The organism is Flavobacterium sediminis (assembly GCF_003148385.1).
Lineage (GTDB): Bacteria > Bacteroidota > Bacteroidia > Flavobacteriales > Flavobacteriaceae > Flavobacterium > Flavobacterium sediminis.
On the sequence record NZ_CP029463.1, the window covers coordinates 1,758,373 to 1,779,509 of the forward strand.

At 35.0% G+C, this 21,137-nt stretch carries 18 protein-coding genes and 2 pseudogenes; 9 read left to right on the forward strand and 11 right to left on the reverse strand.

Going from position 1 to position 21,137, the window contains the following annotated elements:
• Positions 1–82 precede the first annotated feature (82 nt).
• Entirely contained in the window at positions 83–832 is a 750-nt protein-coding gene (locus tag DI487_RS08145; RefSeq protein WP_109570636.1) for a uroporphyrinogen-III synthase, read from the reverse strand.
• A 102-nt stretch (positions 833–934) separates the two neighbouring features.
• A pseudogene (locus DI487_RS08150) lies at positions 935–1,468 on the reverse strand (DUF4271 domain-containing protein); the annotation flags it as partial.
• A 143-nt stretch (positions 1,469–1,611) separates the two neighbouring features.
• Here DI487_RS08150 and DI487_RS08155 point away from each other — a divergent pair.
• Genes DI487_RS08155 through DI487_RS08165 form a run of 3 tightly spaced genes read left to right on the forward strand, consistent with a single transcriptional unit; the run spans position 1,612 to position 4,131 of the window.
• The gene (locus DI487_RS08155) at positions 1,612–2,334 is read left to right on the forward strand and encodes a polyprenol monophosphomannose synthase (RefSeq protein ID WP_109569204.1); all 723 of its coding nucleotides are present in this window, start codon (positions 1,612–1,614) and stop codon (positions 2,332–2,334) included.
• Positions 2,334–3,677, forward strand: coding sequence for a dihydroorotase (locus DI487_RS08160; RefSeq protein WP_109569205.1), 1,344 nt, complete (start codon positions 2,334–2,336; stop codon positions 3,675–3,677). The genes DI487_RS08155 and DI487_RS08160 overlap by 1 nt, the downstream gene beginning before the upstream one ends.
• A 1-nt stretch (position 3,678) precedes the next feature.
• Positions 3,679–4,131, forward strand: a complete 453-nt coding sequence (locus DI487_RS08165; protein WP_109569206.1) for a DUF4296 domain-containing protein — start codon at positions 3,679–3,681, stop codon at positions 4,129–4,131.
• Here DI487_RS08165 and DI487_RS08170 read toward each other — a convergent pair.
• The gene (locus tag DI487_RS08170; protein ID WP_109569207.1) at positions 4,103–5,104 is read right to left on the reverse strand and encodes an NAD-dependent epimerase/dehydratase family protein; all 1,002 of its coding nucleotides are present in this window, start codon (positions 5,102–5,104) and stop codon (positions 4,103–4,105) included. The genes DI487_RS08165 and DI487_RS08170 overlap by 29 nt on opposite strands.
• Positions 5,105–5,229: 125 nt before the next feature.
• Between DI487_RS08170 and tyrS the strand changes: the two genes are divergently transcribed.
• Positions 5,230–6,534, forward strand: coding sequence for a tyrosine--tRNA ligase (tyrS, locus tag DI487_RS08175; protein WP_109569208.1), 1,305 nt, complete (start codon positions 5,230–5,232; stop codon positions 6,532–6,534).
• A 2-nt stretch (positions 6,535–6,536) separates the two neighbouring features.
• Here tyrS and DI487_RS08180 read toward each other — a convergent pair whose 3' ends face one another.
• From DI487_RS08180 to DI487_RS08210, 7 genes are all read right to left on the reverse strand, one after another.
• Positions 6,537–7,517: a LuxE/PaaK family acyltransferase gene (locus tag DI487_RS08180; protein WP_170108187.1), complete on the reverse strand. Its 981-nt coding sequence runs from the start codon at positions 7,515–7,517 to the stop codon at positions 6,537–6,539.
• Positions 7,518–7,599: 82 nt separating this feature from the next.
• Complete coding sequence (locus tag DI487_RS08185; protein ID WP_109569209.1) at positions 7,600–8,970, reverse strand: M64 family metallopeptidase; 1,371 nt, start codon at positions 8,968–8,970, stop codon at positions 7,600–7,602.
• A gap of 11 nt (positions 8,971–8,981) precedes the next feature.
• Entirely contained in the window at positions 8,982–9,959 is a 978-nt protein-coding gene (locus DI487_RS08190) for a hypothetical protein (protein WP_109569210.1), read from the reverse strand.
• Between the two features lie 85 nt (positions 9,960–10,044).
• The gene (locus DI487_RS08195; RefSeq protein ID WP_109569211.1) at positions 10,045–11,700 is read right to left on the reverse strand and encodes a T9SS type A sorting domain-containing protein; all 1,656 of its coding nucleotides are present in this window, start codon (positions 11,698–11,700) and stop codon (positions 10,045–10,047) included.
• A 107-nt stretch (positions 11,701–11,807) separates the two neighbouring features.
• Positions 11,808–12,152, reverse strand: a complete 345-nt coding sequence (locus DI487_RS08200; RefSeq protein WP_109570638.1) for a T9SS type A sorting domain-containing protein — start codon at positions 12,150–12,152, stop codon at positions 11,808–11,810.
• Between the two features lie 109 nt (positions 12,153–12,261).
• Positions 12,262–13,470 (reverse strand): hypothetical protein, encoded by a 1,209-nt coding sequence (locus DI487_RS08205; protein ID WP_245896315.1) that lies wholly within the window; start codon positions 13,468–13,470, stop codon positions 12,262–12,264.
• A 52-nt stretch (positions 13,471–13,522) separates the two neighbouring features.
• Positions 13,523–16,282, reverse strand: a complete 2,760-nt coding sequence (locus DI487_RS08210; RefSeq protein ID WP_109569212.1) for a TonB-dependent receptor — start codon at positions 16,280–16,282, stop codon at positions 13,523–13,525.
• A 182-nt stretch (positions 16,283–16,464) separates the two neighbouring features.
• Between DI487_RS08210 and DI487_RS08215 the strand changes: the two are divergent.
• Both DI487_RS08215 and DI487_RS08220 read left to right on the forward strand, forming a co-directional pair.
• Positions 16,465–17,147 (forward strand): annotated as a pseudogene (locus DI487_RS08215) (response regulator transcription factor).
• Complete coding sequence (locus DI487_RS08220) at positions 17,147–18,190, forward strand: sensor histidine kinase (RefSeq protein ID WP_109569213.1); 1,044 nt, start codon at positions 17,147–17,149, stop codon at positions 18,188–18,190. The pseudogene DI487_RS08215 and the gene DI487_RS08220 overlap by 1 nt, the downstream one beginning before the upstream one ends.
• On the opposite strand, the gene DI487_RS08225 is transcribed toward DI487_RS08220, so the two are convergent.
• Positions 18,173–19,228, reverse strand: coding sequence for a glycosyltransferase (locus DI487_RS08225; RefSeq protein ID WP_109569214.1), 1,056 nt, complete (start codon positions 19,226–19,228; stop codon positions 18,173–18,175). The genes DI487_RS08220 and DI487_RS08225 overlap by 18 nt on opposite strands.
• A gap of 145 nt (positions 19,229–19,373) precedes the next feature.
• Between DI487_RS08225 and trmB the strand changes: the two genes are divergently transcribed.
• Genes trmB through DI487_RS08240 form a run of 3 tightly spaced genes read left to right on the forward strand, consistent with a single transcriptional unit; the run spans position 19,374 to position 21,007 of the window.
• Complete coding sequence (gene trmB / locus DI487_RS08230) at positions 19,374–20,048, forward strand: tRNA (guanosine(46)-N7)-methyltransferase TrmB (protein ID WP_109569215.1); 675 nt, start codon at positions 19,374–19,376, stop codon at positions 20,046–20,048.
• Positions 20,049–20,675 carry a LysE family transporter gene (locus DI487_RS08235; protein ID WP_109569216.1) on the forward strand — a complete coding sequence of 209 codons (627 nt, stop codon included), beginning with the start codon at positions 20,049–20,051 and terminating at the stop codon, positions 20,673–20,675. It begins immediately after the preceding gene.
• A gap of 2 nt (positions 20,676–20,677) precedes the next feature.
• Positions 20,678–21,007 (forward strand): MGMT family protein, encoded by a 330-nt coding sequence (locus DI487_RS08240; protein ID WP_109569217.1) that lies wholly within the window; start codon positions 20,678–20,680, stop codon positions 21,005–21,007.
• Positions 21,008–21,137 lie beyond the last annotated feature (130 nt).

Sequence of the window (21,137 nt, forward strand, 5' to 3'; positions counted from 1 at the left end):
GTGTAAATTGAAAAAGGGTTTCTAATAATTAGAAACCCTTTTTTTATATTGTATAATAGCTAAAGAAAATAGATCTTAAGACCTATTTTCCTTTGTTTACTTCTAAAATATATTTTTCTAAAGCACCTGTCATTGAAGGGATCTCGGGAGTCGGAGCCATAATGTCTACGCGTAAGCCTCGATCTAAAGCCTCTTTTTGAGTGGTAACGCCGAAAACGGCAATTCTGGTATTGTTCTGTTGAAAGTCAGGGAAGTTCTTGAATAAAGACTTGATCCCGGTTGGGCTAAAGAACACTAAAACATCATAATAAACGTCTTTCAGATCCGATAGGTCACTCATTACCGTGCGATAGAAGATACCCTGTGTCCAGTCTACTTTTAAAGCGTCTAATGTTTGCGGTACATCAGAATTAAGTTGGTCGGTATTAGGTAATAAGAACTTCTCGTCTTTGTATTTTTTAATTAAAGGAGCAAGATCTGAGAATTCTTTTTGTCCTACATAAATTTTTCTTTTGCGGTATACCACATAACGTTGTAAATAGTATGCTACAGCTTCTGATTGGCAAAAGTACTTCAGGTCTTCCGGTACTTTAAAACGCATTTCTTCGGCAACCCTAAAAAAGTGATCTACAGAATTACGACTGGTTAAAATGATAGCCGTAAATTTACTCAAGTCAATTTTTTGAGCCCTAACTTCTTTTGCGCTTACGCCTTCTACGTGGATAAAAGGTCTGAAGTCTACTCTAACTTTTAGTTTGTTCTGAAGTTCAAAATAAGGAGAATTTTCAACTTTAGGCTCTGGTTGTGAAACCAAAATTGTTTTCACTTTCAAATTTGACATAAGATGTTCAATTTTTTGTAATCCAATAATACATGAAATAATAGGGGCAATTTCAAAGGTGCAAAGATATAAAATAAAATAGAATATTTTACGAGACACTAAACTTTGGTATGTTTTTAAAGTTATCAGATAAGTGATCGATGAAAAAGCTATGATTAATAATATGAGTATGATATAGACAGCATTACTGTTAACAGCATTGTAAAATAAGATAATATTAATAGGTAATAGCAAGAGTCCTATGTAAGTTCTGTATGTAACTTTCAGCAAATTGAACTGTTCGGCAAATTCTTCAATTTTAAAAGAAGTGGCAATTATTTTTTCAATCAGATATTTGCATAGAATAAAAACGGTCAGGAAAGTAAAAATCTGAATGTATAATATTGCATTGTGTTTTTCTTTTGCGTAAAACTGCGCTAACAGGAGTAAAATAAAGAAAGAAAAAGAAATCATTTGTACAAAGAACAGAGATACTGTAAATCCGCTTCTTATATTAGAGGATTCTTTGTAAATCTTAGTATATTTGTCTGAAACAGCCAATCGAAGAAATTCACTGAAGCGCCCCCGAAAATATTTCGATTGATAGCAATGGCTACAAAAGCTACCAGAAAAAGAATGGTTGCCCAGTCATTTAAACCTATGATTCTCTCGGTAAAGAAGATTTTGTGCATAGCGCAAAATTACAAAAAATACTATCATGACTATTATTATAAAATAATTAAGATATAAAGTCGATAAATAGCGTATTTTTGTATCCAAATTTTAACAGAATGCCAAAAGGACTTGTCGTTATTCCCACGTATAACGAAATTGAAAACATAGAAAACATCATTAGAGCGGTTATGGTTCTGGATGATTTTTTTCATGTTTTAATAGTGGACGACAATTCTCCTGACGGAACTGCACAAAAGGTATTAACTTTGCAACAAGAGTATGATGGCAGGATATTTGTTGAAATCAGGCAAAAGAAATCAGGATTAGGAACAGCCTACGTACACGGATTTAAATGGGCTTTGAGCAATCAATACAATTATATATTTGAAATGGATGCCGATTTTTCCCATAATCCTGCTGATTTGCCGAGATTGCTGAAAGCATGTGAGGACGGAGCGGATGTCGCTATTGGTTCGCGTTATTCAACAGGAGTTAATGTAGTGAACTGGCCTTTGTCGAGAGTATTACTATCTTATTTCGCCTCGGTTTATGTGCGAATCATTACAGGAATGAAGATTCATGATGCTACAGCCGGTTTTATATGCTATAAGCGAAACGCGTTAGAGAATATTGGACTTGATAAAATAAAATTTATTGGCTATGCGTTTCAGATAGAGATGAAATACAGAGCCTTTGTAAAAGGACTGAGGTTAGTTGAAGTTCCGATCATTTTTACGGATCGGACTAAAGGACAATCCAAAATGAGTGGTTCGATCATCAGAGAGGCTATTTTTGGAGTTATATTATTAAGGATAAAAAAATTACTGAACACCATATAATGCGAACTTATTTAATCAAAAATGCTAAAATTGTAAATGAAGGCCAAATTTTTGAAGGCGACGTTTTAGTAGAAAATGGTTTTATTAAAGAAATAGCTGAGAAGATCAGCCCTAAATCTTCGGATTGTATCATTGTAGATGCCGAAGGGAATTATTTAATTCCGGGAGTTATTGATGATCAGGTACATTTTAGAGAGCCGGGCTTGACACACAAAGGAAATATTGCCAGTGAGAGTCGGGCTGCTGTTGCCGGAGGTATTACATCGTATATTGAACAACCGAATACGATACCGAATGCCGTTACTCAGGAACTTTTAGAACAAAAGTACGAGATTGCCGCCGAGACTTCTTATGCGAATTATTCCTTTATGATGGGAGGAACCAATGATAACCTGAAAGAAGTTTTAAAAACAAATCCCCGAAATGTTGCCGGGATCAAATTGTTTTTAGGTTCATCAACCGGTAATATGTTGGTCGATAACCAGGAAGTTTTAGAAAAAATATTCTCATCTACTAAAATGCTGATTGCAGTACATTGTGAAGATGAAGGAACTATAAAAACAAATCTGGAACGTTACAAAGCCGAGTACGGCGATGAAATCCCGATGAAGTGCCATCCTTTGATACGAAGTGCTGAAGCTTGTTATATTTCGTCTTCAAAAGCAATTGAATTAGCAAAAAAAACAGGGGCTCGTTTACATGTTTTCCACTTGTCTACAGCAAAAGAAATGAGTCTGTTTACCAATAAGATTCCTTTAGAGGAAAAACAGATCACCGCTGAGGCTTGTGTACACCATCTTTGGTTTACCGATAAAGATTATGATACCAAAGGAAGTCTGATCAAATGGAATCCGGCAGTAAAAACGGAATCCGACAGGGAAGCATTGTGGGAAGCACTATTAGACGACAGGATTGATGTTATCGCTACAGATCATGCACCGCATACTTTAGAGGAAAAAATGAATCCGTACACGAGTTGTCCTTCCGGAGGACCACTGGTTCAACATGCTTTGATAGCGATGTTTGAAAAGCATGTAAAAGGGAAGATCTCAGTAGAAAAGATAGTAGAAAAGATGTGCCACAATCCGGCAAAGATATTTAAGATCGAGAAAAGAGGATTTATCAGGGAAGGATATCATGCCGACTTGGTTATTGTAAATGCTCATTTGCCTTGGGTTGTTAAGAAAGAAAATATTCTGTATAAATGTGGCTGGTCTCCTTTTGAAGGCGTTAATTTTAAATCAAGAGTGACCCATACTTTTGTGAATGGAGCTTTAGTATATGCAAATGGTAAAGTGAAAGACGTTAAAGTAGGACAGCGATTATTGTTTGAAAGAGAATAATATGAAAAAGATAATTATTCTGAGTGCTTTTTTAATTATAGCTTGTAACTCTAACCCGGTTCCTAAGCCGGATCGCTTATTAGATGAAGAGCAGATGAAGAATATCTTATACGATTTAGCTATCTTACAGGCGACAGAAAGTTTTAGTCCTAAAACATTAAGAGAAAACGGGGTTGATACAAAGGCTTATTTATTTGAGAAATATCAGATAGACAGTGTTACATTTTACCAGAACCAGCGTTATTATGCTTCTGATGCTCGTAAATACAAACAAATGTATCAATCGGTATTGGATCGTATCAATAGCCAGATTCCAGAAGAGGGTGAATCGTCTGATCCGTTGGAAAAAAATTCAAGCGTTAAAAAGAAAGATTCTGCTACTAAATCTAGGAGAAGGCAAACAAATCGTCTTTTAGATCGGGATACTATCGACAATAATCTTCCTTTGAAATAAAAGTGAAAATTTCATTTATAGTTTTAAAATCATAACCAAGCGCTTGTTTGATTTTACTATTGTCGTACTGGTGTGTATTATGGGAAGACTTAGCCATAGTTTTGGTAAACATTCTCTTTTTGCCCAGAATAAAAGACAAGAACCAGTCTAATCTCCAGCCAATCGCTGTCAAAGTCTTGTTGGCATACACATAAGGCCTTTTAACCTTTAGTAGGTCAGCAAGTGTATAAAATAGTTCTTCCTGAGAAATATTTTCAGAAACTAAGGTATAGCGTTCCCCGTTAATAGTACTTTTCATTAAGGCGGTCATACAATCCACTACATCAGCTACGGCAACAATTGCAACGAGACCTTTTGAGTAAAACGGAAACCCTTTCTTAATATTTTTTATAATCAGGCTGCTGCCTTTATCGGGAAAGCCATAACCGAAAATAATTCCGGGATTAACGATAACGACTTCTAAACCTTCTTGATAGCCCCTCCATACTTCCATTTCAGCACCGTATTTGGTTATTGCATAATCACTGTGCGGAAATTCCGTATTCCATTCCGTTTCTTCAGTAATTACAGTTTCGTTCTCTTTCAGGTCGCCTAAAGCGGCAATGGATGAAACATGACAAATTTTACGAACTCCGAAATCAATGCAACAGTTAACAATATTAGCGGTTCCTTCTTCGTTTATTTTTCGAAGCAGGTTTTCATCTTTGGGATCAAAAGAAATATGAGCAGCACAATGATAAACCTCAGTAACATTTTCAAAAGTATTGTTTAAACTCGGAATATCAGTGATATCAGCTTTTACCCAAATGATCTTTTCAAAAAGTGGCAAAGCATCATGATATACAAAGACTCTTTGAACGGCTTCTAAACTTTTTTTGTTTCTGTAAATGGCTTTCACAGCTTCGTTTTCCTGAAGCAGTTTTACAAGTAGGTGAGAGCCTACCAAACCTGTTGCGCCTGTTACTAATATCATGATGTAAAAATAGGGAAATCTTTGATTTGAGAGTAACAGAAATCAGATTAAATGCAACTTTATAAGTTTGAAACTTTGAAACTTTGGAACTTAGCCACTATCTTTGCGCAAATTATTGTAAAACGATGAAAAATTTAGTAGAAGAATTACGTTGGAGAGGATTGGTACATGATATCATGCCCGGAACTGAAGAGCAATTGACAAAAGAATCTACTACAGCATATATTGGTTTTGATCCTACTTCGGATTCCTTACACATAGGAAGCTTGGTGCCTATCATTTTGTTAAAGCACCTGCGCAATTTTGGTCATAAACCTATTGCATTAGTAGGTGGGGCAACGGGAATGATTGGTGATCCTTCAGGAAAATCAGATGAAAGAAACCTTTTAGATGAAGCTACATTGAATAAAAATGTGGAAGGGATTAAAGGCGTTTTGTCTCGCTTTTTGGATTTTGAAGCAACGGATGCCAATGCGCCGATTCTGGTAAATAATTACGACTGGATGAAAGAGTTTTCATTTATTGCTTTTGCCCGTGATATTGGAAAGCGTATTACCGTAAACTACATGATGGCAAAAGATTCGGTAAAGAAACGTTTGAGTGGAGAAGTAGGAGACGGAATGAGCTTTACGGAATTCACATACCAGTTGATCCAAGGTTACGATTTTTACCATTTACACAAAACCTACGGATGTAAATTACAAATGGGAGGAAGTGATCAATGGGGTAATATTACTACCGGAACGGAAATTATTCGCAGAATGAATGTGGGTAATGACGAGCAAGCTAAAGCTTTTGCTATGACTTGTCCGTTAATTACGAAAGCAGATGGTTCTAAATTCGGAAAAAGTGAAGGTGGAAATGTATGGTTAGATGCCGAAAAAACGTCACCGTACAAATTTTATCAGTTTTGGTTAAACACAACGGATGTTGATGCTGAAAAATACATTAAGATCTTTACATTTTTAGATAAAGAAACGATTGATGCTTTGATCGCGGAGCATCAGCAAGCACCGCATTTACGTGTGTTGCAAAAACGTTTGGCAGAAGAATTGATGTTGTTTGTACATTCTCAAGAAGATTTAGATAATGCTATTGCGGCTTCAAATGCTTTATTTAGTAATTCTATTGATGAGTTAAAAAAGTTAGATGAGAAAACTTTTTTAGAAGTTTTTGATGGTGTGCCAATGGTTGAGTTATCGATGAGTGAAATAGAAGCCGGTTTAGATATGATTGGAGCTTTGGCAGCCAAAACCAATTTCTTAGCTTCTAACGGTGAAGCACGAAGAGAATTGAAACAAAATGCAATTTCGGTAAACAAAACGAAAGTAGGAGAGGATAAAGTAATTACAAAAGAAGATCTCATCAACGATCAATTTGTATTGCTTCAAAAAGGAAAGAAAAATTATTATGTGATCAGAGTGAAGTAATTTTATAAGACCATTAAATTACAGCCTCTGATATCAGAATTATCAAAACGTCCCAACACTTCGAAAGAATGGTTGGGATATTTTTTTCCCAAATCCTGAGTAGCAATAAAACTACATGAATTAATATTAGCCAGATCAATTACGTTGATTCCTCCGGTTTTTCCTTCGGGGATAAGGGTTAAGGCGTCTTCAGTATCACGAATAAGGATTTGCATCCAAGGAGGGCATTCAAATATGCCATTTCCTAAGGAATAAGCTTGAGACAACAATTCGGTCATACCATATTCGGAATGGATGGCAGATACACCGAACCCTTTGCAAAGGATGGAATGTAACTCTTCACGGATGATTTCTTTTCTTTTGCCTTTCATACCACCGGTTTCCATGATAATGGTATTGTTTAGTTGAAACGGATGTTTTTCAATTAAATCCAAGAGAGCATACGTTACACCTATCAATAATACATTTTGTCCGGAATTATCCAGATCTTCCAGTTTTGCGATCAATTCGTCATAATTGTGCAGGTAAAAGCCGGAATCGGGATGATTACTTAGTTTAATTAGATCCTCAACCATATAGATCAAAGAGGAGCCTTCACGTTCTAAATAAGAAGGGAGTAGTGCTAAGACACAGTAGTTTTCAATATTTCCGTAAAATTCAGTAAAACCTTTGCGGTAACTTTCTTCATATAGAGAAATATCAGTAACTAAATGTCGACTGGTTTGCATACCGGTTGTGCCACTACTGGTAAATATCTGTTGAATAGAGTCTGATGAGCTTAAAACATCATGACTTTTGAAAAGCTGAATGGGTAAAAACGGAATGGCTTCAATAGTTTTTACGTTAGTAGGATCTTTTCTGATCAGGTTACAGAATTTTTGATATACAGAATTGTTTTCGTATTGGTAACGAAAAACTTTCATCGTGATTTTTTCAAAATCTTTCTTTCCGGAAATAGTAAATATGTCGTGAGATGAAACCAAATCAATTTTTTTGCAAAGCTATGAAATAAAAAAGTACCAACTTTTAGTTGGCGTTTTTTTATACTGTATTTTTAAAAGGAAATTATTCCACTATTAATTTTTTGGTAGCCGTTTTTTCTGCTTCAATGATCTTTACAAGATAAACTCCGGAAGCCAGATTAGTCACATTTATGAAATTGTTTTCCGTAGTGGTGTTAATGATTGGTTTACCTAACATGTCATATATTAGGATTTGTTTGGAGCTATTAGTGGTTGTTTTAAAGAATAATGTATTGCCCGAAAATGGATTAGGATATATTTCCGTTTGTAAATCTGAAATAGTATTTTCAGGAGCTTGTTCGATCGTGCGGAATTTTTTATGTTGGATCTTATATTCGTTTTGAAGGTCAATAGAGCTACAATCTCCAACTTTAGCGGCGAAATCACTTCCATTAACAGCTTCAAAACCGGGCGTTAACAAGATTTCATTCTGAGATAAAAAAGTGACGCTGATTTTATTTCCGATCGTGGAGGTTGAAGATAAGCTTTCACTGGCTTTTCTCCAATGCATCAAATATTGGTGTCTGCTTATAAAATCTTCCGAAATAGTTGAGTTGGTCGGGCATAAATGTTTAATGATCGTTTCTCTTAATAAATCCCGGCATGTAGGACAAAAGGATTGGGTTACAGTTCTCATCTTACAATTATTTTTGGGTCTGTACCAACCTATGTTAGTATAATTTGCGCTTTCATATAAGCCGGTTACTGTATAGAAACAGCTTGAGCCATACGAACATGTCGGGATCGGTGTTGACGGAGCGATGAGGTATTTCCAGGGAATGTCCTCAGGTGTAGAGAGATTGGTAATATTCCTGTTGTGAAAAAGAGGAAAATCATTTGGGTCTACACTAGCTGTAGTCGGACCATATTCATCACCTAAAAGTCCGAAGGAATGTCCGAACTCGTGTATGATCACATTATACATATAAGAACCGTAGCAGTTTTCTGTTGCAAAAACATATTCTCCACCACCACCGGTATAATAATCATTATTAAAAACAGCTATGAGGTATGATTTATCATCATAGTCGGGAATGTAGTTAGTAATCAGATTATCCATTCTGGTTTTAAATGTATCATAATCTTCTGCACCGCTAACACTACCACCGCTACATAATGTAGGAGGGTCAAATTGATTAAAGGCTCTTGGGAAACCATTTGTGGTAGCTATGTCTCTGACCAATATTATTCTGAAATTGCTTTGAAATTCATTAAAAGGAACTGTAGACCAAAGTTTATTCAGTAAACCGTTAACAAAAGAGTTGAATTCACTCATGTGAGCATTATCATAGCCCTGAGAAACGATAAAGATGTTTATCTGAGAATCGCTCGTTTCATAAAAGGTTTCCAGTGTAACCTGGCTGTTCACTTTTGTTAGAAAAAGCATAAGGAATATAAGTGCGATATTTTTCATATTCTTAGGCTTTATTCGTTGGAATCTTGCACTTTCTGTAATAAGGACTGAACGAGGTTCTTTAATTCTTTAATTTCCTTTTCTTGCTCTTCGTTAACTTTTTTTTGTTTGATAAGATACAAAGTAAGTTCTTCAATTTTTTCTTGTTGAATTTTAGTCATTTCGCCTAATTCAATACCGTTTGTTTCTATCTCTTCGGCACTGGGAACATTTATTAAATGACCTTTTTCTTGAATGTGCTTTTCCACTTCTTCTAAAGAGGGTAATTTATAACCTTCTTTAAAGACATAATCAGCCCAAGTACTTTGTAATGTGACCCGGACTTCTTCTGTGAGGATACCTCCGTTCACAAAAAGGTTATAGGAGGAAACATCTGCGGTGCCGGTAGTTGTCGGGTAATTGCCAAAGCCATATCCGATACCGACTTTACCATTGAATTTTAATTGCTCCTCAGCAAAATCACCCCAGATTAATGATGTGGTTTGGTTAAAGTTGTCGATTCTTAAAGTGTTTTGCTCTGTTGATTCTTCTCCTAAGTAGTTTCCTATATATATATTTTTTGAGCCACTTCCTTCAAATCCTGTGTTTCTTCCAATAAAAATGTTTTCATTTCCTTCAAAATATCCTCCTGATGAAGAGCCAATAAAGATATTAGAGTCACCACTATTTTGTGTTCCTGAAGAAGCTCCTAAAAATATATTGTAGTTACCTGCAAGTCCTGAAGTATTATTTCCAATACAAGTGTTTGAATGACCTCCAGTTGTAACGGTGGAACTATGACCAACGAAAGTATTGTTAAAGCCATTACCGTATACTTGATTGTTATTTCCGCTGTTATATCCATAAAAAGTATTTCCTCCAATTGAGGTTGTTGTTCCTGCATTCAGACCGCCACTGGTTGCTAATGCATCTGATTGTACGTTTTGGGCATTTGTTACCACTACTAATGATAACATAAAAACGATTGTGAGATGATGTGTTGTTTTCATAAGAACGAATTTGCTTACATAAAGGTAATAAAAAAAGCCGTTAACATTGTTAACGGCTTTTCCTTATTTTGTGATATTTAAAAAATTATCTTACGATCAATTTTCTGGTAGCTGTTTTTCCTTCTTCAGTGATCTTTACAATGTAAATACCTGAATTTAAGTTAGCAACGTTTAAAGTGTTGTTTGAGACTGTAGCGTTGATAACTTGCTTTCCTAAAACATCGTATACTTGTACTTGTTTTGAAGTATTAGCAGTAGTATTGATGTATAGAGTAGCTCCTGAAACAGGATTAGGATACATTGTTAGACCATCAACAGCATCGAAAGACCTAGTTTCAAGTGGCATATCAGCCAAGTTTCTTGCAACAACCTGAGCTGTTCCGTTATATTCTGCTACTAAAACAACAAGTGTTTGCGGAGTAGTAGGTATAACAGTTCCGATGTAATTAGCCTCAGAGAACATTGTTCTGAAAGTAATATCTGTACCGTCATTAGCGATATAGTTAGCACCTGAAGCAAAAGTAGCAGTACCGTCGCCATCTGCAAAAGTAGCAGAGTTGATCTGAACTAATTCACTTTCGTAAGCCTCTATGTTGCTTGTAATGTCAGATGCAGTAACAACCTGTGGTGTAATACTGTTTCCTGAAGAAGCAACTGTTGCTGTTGCTATAGGGATAAATTCAAGAACTCCGTTATAGTCAACAGTATATCCTTGTAATCCGGATAAAGCATCACCCTGAACCGGTCCGGAACCTGTTCCGTCATTGTAAGGCATAATACCATCATTGTCGTCAATTAAAACTCCTGCAGAGGCATCTTGAACGTATTTTTGATTTCTGCTGCTTCTTGAATAAGAGATAACCGGATTAGAAGAAATTTGGTAATAGCTTCCTGCTCCATTTGCAATGACATCAGCTCTCATCGCTGCCAAATCAGTAACAACATTTAAAGCAACTACGTCAAAAGTGACTGTAGCGTTAGCGGCAGGAATAATTGCAACATCTGAGTCATCAACTAATTCTGCATAAACTGTATGTGACCCAACAGATAGACCTGTTAAGGCAATAGGAGTAACATCATATTTCATTATTGCTGCACCTCCGTCAACAGTGTAACTGATATGTCCATCACCATTCCCGGCAGTAGCAACATTAAAATTTTGAATACTAAGGTCAATATTAACGTCAGTATTGATGGTAGATGAACCGTCAACTGGATTAGTAATTGCGATACTAGGAGTTGATTGAGCTACAAATTGGAAGTTATCAATGTACATAATTGATCCAGCACCAGTCCAGTTAGCTGATGTGTCATAAAAACGTAATCCTATTTCAATTGTTCCTGTAGTTGCAGCAGTATAAGTATTAGTTACAGTTTGCCATTGGTTTAATAGAGTGTCATCACTATAGTTTAAATAGCCATCTACATATAATCTTGCTCTTGATTCATTGTCTAATTGATAAACGTCAAATGAAACATCATAAGTGGTACCTGCAACAACGTTTATTGTTTGGCGGAAATCAGTATCAGCCTGAGTTTGGGTTGTTACTGTGAATTTAGCAGATTTTGAGCCTTCAGTAAAGAAAGCTAATTCTTCTTCAACGGTTATGTAAGGGTCAATAGTAGTCCAACTATCAACAACTCCTCCTGTCCAGTTTTCAAAACCTCCATTTACAGCTAGATTTTGTCCGAAAGACAAAGTTGAAATGAATAAAATAGATAACAAGTAAAGTTTTTTCATTTTTATAAGAATTTAATTCGATACAAAGATATTAACAAATAAAGGTAGTTAACAACTACACAATGTAAAAAAATAGTTAATAATAATAAATAGTAAAGACTGTTAAACTAATTGATGATCAATTTTCTGGTGGCTGAGGCATCGCCTTCTTTTACTTTTATAATATAAACGCCCGGTGCTAAACTACTCACATTAACTTCTTTAGAGGTCAAAACAACATCTAATACTTTTTTACCTAAAACGTTAAAAATTTCAATTCTTTTTTCTACAGAAGATTTAGAAGTGATATAAATCTTTCCGGTATTAGTAGGGTTTGGATATATAGATAACCCGTCAATAGCAGGCTGTTCTTGTTTTGTGCCATTGTCAGTATAGCTTTTGTTTTCCTGTGCCTGAGAACCCAAAGAAAAGAAAAGTATAAAAAGGATAAGATAAAAGTATTTTTTTGTCATTGGCATAAAATTACGGTATAAAGTTACAAAAAATATTTTTACAAAATACATGCCAAAAAAAAATCCCTCAATTTTGAGGGATTTTTAACTTTTTTATGTATAAAAAATGTTAGAAAGAATATCCTGTCCAATCAAAAGCTGTAGTATCAGCACCACCTGTAGTTCCAGCAGTTACATTGATTGTAGCTCCTTGTACAGCAGGAATGTCTGTTGGAGTTTCTGTAGCATCATATTTAATATCGTTAATGTCTAAGCTAGAACCTGTAGCATTACCTGAAATAGAAACTAAATTGTCAGCTGCATAACCAGCTCCGTCAGTTAGATCGATAAAATCACCAGGAGCAACGGCATTACTTCCTAAAGAGAATAAAGCGTTAGTAATTGTAACACCACTTCCTCTTCTTATTTTAACAATGTCACTTAATTCTACCACTGAATTAGAAACAATAGTTAAGTTAGAGATAGTAGGGTTTGACTGACCCGATTGGTTTGGAGATAAACCATCTAAGTTACCATCAGCTTCAATACCTCTTGGGTCAGAAGTAACGTCGTTGAAACCGAATTCTCTGATAGCGTAAGCGTTATCAATTGAACCTTGGAAACCTTGAGTCCAGTCAATCATATCGTCTTTAGCATTTACTACTAATAAATTAGTTACTTCAACTGTTCCTCCGAAGAACTCAATAGCATCGTCATCACCATACATTGAAGCGATGTTATCCACAATTGTACCATTACCTACACCGTAGAAAGTAAATCCGTTGAATTCTTTATCTCCGTTGATACGAGCACCAGTATATTCAACTGTAACATATTTTAAAGTTCCTGAATTATCATTTGCATTGTTACCACCATAAATGAAATCGACAACTTCTGTTACAGCAGTACCGCCGCCACTGATTGGAGCATAACCCATTAATAATACACCTCCCCAGTCACCAGATCTTGGATTTCCTGAATTTGAAGTGAACAAGATAGGTTGAGCAGATGTTCCTTCAGCATCTATTTTAGCACCTTGTTCAACAGCCAAATAAACGTCTGTTCCTCCTGGTCTTGCTTTGATAGTAGCACCTGGGTTGATTGTTAAGGTGTATCCGCTTTTAACAATTAAAGCACCATCTAGGATGTATTCTCCAGCTGCTAAAGTAATGTTTCCTTCAACATTGCCTTTTAAGCTGGCAGCGTCATAATCAGGATCGTTTAATGATGTGATTTTCCCATCTAAGTTTGTAGTAGGAGTAGAATTATCATCACTGCTACAAGCAGCTAATGAAGCTGTAATTAATGCTAACCAAAGTGTTTTTTTGATTGTGTTCATAATTTAAAATTTAATAGTTAGATAATAGATAATTTGTTTTTAAGTTTTCTTTTTATAAATTCCAGTTCAAACCAAAAGTTACAAACAGTCCTTTTCTGTAGCTTTGAACTAATGATTCCGTCGTTGTTGTACCGTCTGTAGTCTCTTGAGTAAATCTGAACCTAGGGTTTAAAATGTTTTTAACACCTAAATTCATAGTGAGTTTTTTGTCTTTAAATGTAAATTTGTTGACAAAGTCTAAGGTTGGAACTGTTTTTTCAATGATGTTTTGGTTGTCTGAAGTTCCGATAGAGTAAACTTTATCATAGAAATAGTTGAATACCAAAGTTGAGGTTAAGTCATTTTCATTTGTTTTAAAATTATAACTTAAGTCAGAATTAATCAACAAAGGAGTAGCTCCTTCTAACTTACTTTTACTGTTAGTAAACAGAACGGTTAAGCGATCTTTGTCAGTATCAACTAATTTTTGTTCTGAATATAAATAGGATGCGTTCAAGCCGAATGATAAGTTGTTGTTTCTAACTTCACTTTCAGATTTAATGATGTTTTTGCGTAGTTCTACTTCAACCCCTGTAGCAAATGCAGTTCCTGTATTTACGAAAGAGAACTCATTTGCAGCAGAAGCGACCCTGATTCTGTTGATAGGATCTTGAATGTTTTTGTAAAAACCTCCTATTGAGAATAGTTCACCATTAGCAATGTACCAGTCGTATTTTAAATCAAAATTAATGTTAGTTGACGGAACTAGATCAGGATTACCGAATTCATTAAATGTTACATCTTCGTATAAGAATGGTGCATTTTCTTTAAATTGTGGCATAGTGTAAGTCTGGCTAGCAGCTAAACGGATAGCATTTTTCTCGTTTAAAGAATATTTTGCATTTAAACTAGGGAGTATGTAAGTTTTATTGATTTCAGCCGGATTAACAGTTAAATCGTTTACACTACTTGAAATGTTAGTATCCCAATTGATTTTTTGTTGAATTGACTCAAAACGGGCACCAGCTTGTACTGTTAATTTTTCGTTGAAAGGGTATAAAATCTGAGCATAACCAGCATAATTATCTCTGGTTACATTATAAGTGTACGGTACAAAAGCGTTGCTCCCATATCCTCTACCTGTTCTTAGGTCATATACTCCGTTATCTAAATTTTCTTGATTAAAAACAGCATCTGGATTATCAATGTCTACAATATTAGTATTTGTAAAGAAGTTATAGTTGAACTGGATTGCACTGAAATCTCTTTCTGTTTTTCTGATATTTCCGCCAACAGTTATTACTTGTTTCAATTCACTATCAGGGTTAAGAGTATATTTTCCTTCAGCCTTTGCAGAATAATCATTTTCATCTAATGTTGAAAAATAACGATGGTTTAATACAGAAGAGTTGGTCGCTACAACATATTGACCATTAATGAAATCATATGAGTTGGTTTTACGATCCGGTTCAGAACCTCTAATCATGTTGTAACCAGTACTTATATTTAAGCTGAACTTAGTAGAGAATTCGTAGTCGAATAAAATTTGATTAACAAATAAGTTATTGTTGTTTAGCTGTTGTCTTCTGATAAAAGAATTTGTAGCATCACTATTGTCATTTACGCTTCTGGAAAAACCAGTAAAATCACCAACAAATTGCTTGTTGTCGTGGATATATAAAGAGTTTATGGCAATACTTCTTCCAGAACCGAATTTGTATTTAATGTTTCCTAAAGCGGTTTGTGTTGCTGAATAGTCAGTTCTTTTAAAAGCTAAATTCTGTATTGAGCCTCCTGTTGAATTTACAGAGCCTGTTTTTCCTGATCTATAAGAGAAGTCGCTGGTTGATAAAACAACGGCAAATAAAGATAAGCTCTTAGTATCTGAAAAATGAATTTTTCCACCACCACTTAAAGAGAAGTTCGTATTAATAACATTATTTTTTTCTAAAGGTTTAAATTTAGTGTCAAACGCATTTGAGTTTAAAGAGTTGATAGGAGCTTCTTTACCATTTTCTAAAAAACCGAAATAGTTATAACCATCAGCAACTAAAAGTTGGTTGTTCAGAGCATTAGTGTTAAAACCTGTTCCAGCAGAAATGCTGAAAACTTTACTTTTTTCTAATTCTTTTGAGGCAATGTCAATATTTGCTCCGGCAACATCTCCGTTTAAGTCGGCACTGAAAGTTTTATTTACATTAATGTTTTTAATAATATCTGTTGTAAAAAAACTTAAAGCTATATTCTTATATCGCGGATCTTCAGAAGGTAGTGGTAAGCCATTTAAAGATGTAGAGTTATAACGGTCACCTAAACCTCTTACGAAAACATTTTTTACGCCTTCTTGTTTAGAAACTCCTGTGGTTTTAGTAACGGCAGCAGTGGCATCACTAACTCCTTTTCTGGAAAGCTCTTCGGCTCCAATAGCCTGTTTCATTTCAATAGCTTTTTGTTGTTCCATCAAAAGAGCGGTCTCTTTTTCTTTGCTTACAGTAGCCTGAACTACAATATCTTTTAATTGTACACCGCTTGCGGCTAAAGTTTCGTTGATAACTTTTGTCTCACCTGCACTTAGTGTAAAAGGAATTTCTTTAGTTTCGTAACCTACATAACCGATTACCAAAGTATAGTTGCCCGGTTCTAAATTGTTAATAGTGTATTTCCCGTTTTCGTCAGTAGAGGCGCCTTTACTTGTTCCTTTAACAGACACATTAGCAAAAGGTAATGGTTCGTCATTATATTCTTTGTCCAGAATAGTACCTGAAACGGTTCCGGTTTGCGAGAACCCTAATAGGGAAAAGAATGACAGTAATAATATTAATTTAAATTTCATTTGTTGTGTTATTATTTTGGGGCAAAGGAAAGGCGGTTAGATTATCGAAATGTTAACTACTTGTTATAAAATAGTGTTCAAGGTGTTAGCAAAATGTAAAGTGATTAAATAATTGTTAAGTCAATTAAACTTTTTATATTATCTTTACCTTTACAAGCAGTAACATTATGTATTCTCAAGAAATGAAGAAAAAAGACATCAAGATTTTACTGGTAGATGACGAACCGGATATTCTAGAAATTGTGGGGTATAATTTAACCCAGGAAGGATATCAAATAGTTACAGCTTCAAACGGTAAAGAAGCTATAGTCTTAGCGAGAAAAGAACTTCCTCATTTGATTATTATGGATGTTATGATGCCTGAGATGGATGGTATCGAAGCTTGTGAAAATATCAGGAAATTCCCTGAATTACAAAATACCATCATTACTTTTTTAACTGCCCGTTCAGAAGATTATTCTCAGGTAGCTGGGTTTGATGCCGGTGCTGATGACTATATTGCAAAGCCTATTAAGCCTAAAGTTCTTATCAGTAAAGTTAAGGCATTGTTAAGAAGGCTTAAAAATGAAGATCAGGCAAGTGATATAATTAAAGTTGGGGATATAGAAATTAACAGAGAAGAATATAAGATCATTCGTCAGGATGAAGAGATTGTTCTGCCCGTAAAGAATTTGAATTGTTTTATTTATTAGCAACTAAACCGGGTAAAGTTTTTACCCGCGAAGAGATTCTGGATAAAGTCTGGGGTAACGAAGTGGTTGTTGGTGGTAGAACTATTGATGTTCATATCAGAAAACTAAGAGAAAAAATAGGAGACGATTTCTTTAAGACCATTAAAGGAGTAGGTTATAAAATTGAATTTTAATGACAGTTAATTTTAAGAAATCATACAAATTCGCTCTTAAATCCTCAACTTACATAACTTTATTTTCTTTTGGTGTATTATACATCTTTAATTACTACTTTTTAAAAGTGAGTTTATGGTATATTGTATTATATGCTATAATGCTTTTTATTTTTTCCTTTTTTGTACTGCAATTCAGAGTGGAGCACTTTATTTACAGAAGAGTGAAAAAAATATATGATGATGTATCATTATTAGAGAATGTCTCTTTTCGCAATCAGCCAGTAACAACAGATATGGCTACATTGACAAAAGAAGTTCAGAAATTTGCACGTGATAAAAAACTGGAGATTGAAACCTTAAAGATCAGAGAAGAATACCGAAGGGAATTTCTGGGCAACGTTTCTCATGAACTAAAAACGCCTTTGTTTACCGTACAGGGATATTTACTGACCTTACTTGACGGGGCTATGGATGACAAGAACATTCGCAAGAAATATTTACAGCGAGCGGAAAAAGGAGTTGAAAGGTTGATCTATATTGTGAAAGATTTAGATATGATCACTAAATTAGAAACAGGAGATTTGAACTTAAATCTTTCTGAATTCAATATCATTGAAGTGATTCAGAATGTTTTTGATTTGCTTGAAATGCGCGCTGCTAAAAAACACATCACGCTTACCTTTGATACTCATTATAAACATCCGATTAAAGTTATTGCTGATCAGGAAAAAATCCAACAAGTCATCACTAACTTAGTGGTAAATTCTATAAAATACGGGAAAGAAGGAGGAACGACAGAGGTGAGTATTGAAGATCTTGTGAGTAATAAAGCAATTATCCGAATTACAGATAATGGGGAAGGAATTGAAAAACACCATATTTCCAGATTGTTTGAGCGCTTCTATCGTGTTGATAAAAGCGGGGCAAGAAGCGAAGGAGGTTCCGGTTTAGGTCTGGCCATCGTAAAGCACATCATAGAAGGACATAATGAAAAGATCTATGTAGAAAGTGAATTTGGTGTTGGCTCAGAATTTTCATTTACCTTAGAAAAGGCGAAATAATTCAGTCCAACTAATAGTCGTTGAAAAATTTTGTAATCCTCTGTATAAGGGGATTTTTTCTATTTTATCTACGGTGAATTTTTCTTGTTTACAACTTGGAGCAATCCCTTCAGCTTTATATTTCTTTGCCAAATACTCTTGTTCGTATTGTCCGGGAGTCGGGATGAAAAAAGCTTTTTTACCCAGTTGAGCTAAATCCATTACTGTAGTATAACCTGAACGACATACGATTTTGTCACTTTGATTAAAAGCAAGTTCCAGTTGCTCACTATTCATGAAATTATAGTACGTAATGTTCTTTTCTATATGAATAGATTGTTCCTTTTCAATGCGACCTTTAATAAAGAGTACCGGTTTATTATAATCTTTGAATTCAAGTTGTAGCTTTTCTTCCAGAAAGGTTCTTTGTGGTTCAGGTCCTGAAAGAATAACCATAACATCATACTTTGGTTCCACAACTCGTTTGTGTAAACGACTAAGCGGACCTATATAACGTAAATGTTTTAAAGAAGTATTGCTTAAATGTCCCAGTTTTCCCGTTAAGTTTGGTGTTCCGGCAACATCAGGGATCCAGCATTCATTAAATTTTTTGATATAAAAATGATGTAATTTGGTCGTAATCCAGGAAGTTGATCCGGTTAAAACGGTTAATTGATGGGTTATAAAAACAGAGGGGATCCTTTTGTGATGTACTCCTAATCTGTTATCTGAAATAATGCCGTTTATTCCATATTCTTCAACCCACTTGGCTACTGTGTCTCTTTCGTTCTGGATGGCAGAAACAATTTGCGGAACCTGAGCTAACATTTTCCATTTAAAATTTTTCCCTTTTTCCGCATAGCGAATATTGTAAGAAGGAAGCTCTAAATGTAATAATTCAGGAAATTCTTTTTGTAGTAAAGACAAGGCTACACCGTCAGATGCGATTATCGGTTCAAATCCGTTACTTTGCAGTGCTTTAATGATAGGTATACAACGGGTAGCATGACCTAATCCCCAGTTTAAAGGAGCAACTAAAATTTTCTTTTTTGTTTCCAATAGAATCAACTTAGTTTTGTGTAGCTGCTATATTCATAATGAATCTGAACTACAGGTAAAGGTATTCTTTTTCAAGTTGTAAAGTAAAAATAATTTGTGGTTTCTCATATTTCCTTAATTTTACCAAAAAATTAAATTTTTTCTTGTGGGGAGTAAAAACAAACTAAAACGCTTTAGAGAAAACGAAACATTTGACAATGTAGTACAACCGACTCGGGATGAGGTGGTTTCAGGAAATTTACCTTATAAAGGGAAATGGAGAACCGACTTTTTCAAGAATGATAATCCGATTGTTTTAGAATTGGGTTGTGGAAAAGGAGAATATTCTGTTGGTTTAGCCCAATTGTTTCCGGATAAAAATTTTATCGGCGTCGATATAAAGGGAGCACGTTTTTGGCGTGGTGCAAAAACGGCCGTAGAAGATAGCATTCATAATGTAGGCTTTCTTCGTACTCAAATTGAACTGATTGACCATTGTTTTGCTGAGAATGAAGTAGATGAAATATGGATCACTTTTCCGGATCCGCAAATTAAATACAAGCGAACTAAGCATCGGATGACCAATACAGAGTTCTTGCAACGCTATAAAAGAATATTGAAACCGGATGGAATCATGCATCTGAAAACCGATAGCGAATTCATGCATGGATATACTTTGGGATTATTACACGGTGAAGGACATGAGGTTTTGTATGCAAATCATAATATTTACAGGAACGAAGGCGCTCCGGCTGAAGTAACCGGAATTCAAACTTTTTATGAAAGTCAGTATTTGGAACAGAATAAACCGATAACCTATATTAAATTTAAACTGAAATAGATGGAGTTGGTAATAGCTTTTTTAGCAGGATTTGTAATTGCAGCAATAGGAATTGTTGCCCCCGGAATGTTGAACATGACCATTGCCCGTTTGAGCGTGGAGGAAAGCAAAAAACAAGCGCTGCTATTTGCCTTAGGCTCAGTAGTAATTGTTTTTTTTCAAAGCTTTGTCGGAACCTATTTTGCTAAATTTCTGGATACCAACCCACATGTGACGGAAATGTTGAAAAAATTTGGAACGGTTATTTTTATTTTACTGACGTTCTTTTTCATTTATAATGGCATTAAAGCAAAAAAGAAAGAAAATATTAATGTGGAAGTAAAGGACAAACGCAACCGCTTTTTATTCGGGGTAACGTTGTCATCCTTAAACATGTTTGCTGTTCCGTATTATGCTGTAATGGGATTAATGTTGGCTTCAAAAGATTTGTTCCATTTCTCTATTCTTGAGATCATCAGCTTTTCTTTAGCAGCCAGTATCGGAACTTTTGCGATTTTCTATATCTATGCCGTATTCTTTAAAAAAATAGAACATAAGGTAACGTTACTTTCAAAGAATATTAATTTTTTTATAGCTATTGTCACAGGGATAGTCGCTATAACCTCTCTTATTAAAATACTTTCTTAAAAATGGCAAAGCCAAAAGAATTAAGCTTTTTTGAAAAGGTTTACGAGATTGTTCGTCAGATTCCTTACGGGAAAGTAACTTCTTATGGCGCAATTGCCAGAACTATCGGTTCGCCACAATCTTCCAGAATGGTAGGCTATGCAATGAATGCTTCTCATGGTATGGACGATGTTCCGGCTCATAGAGTAGTAAACCGGAACGGAATGCTTACCGGCAAACATCATTTTGAAGGAACTAATCTGATGCAGCAACTATTAGAGTCTGAAGGAATAAAAGTAGTGAACAATAAAATTGTAGATTTTGACAAACATTTTTGGGAACCGGATCTGTAATGAGTTCCTGATTTTCGAAGAAAACAAATGACTACAAAAAATATGTTGAACGAAAGAGGTGCAAATGGTCATTTCGAACGTCATGAGAAAATCACATAATACGGATCATGAATTTCTTCTTTTGGGTAGT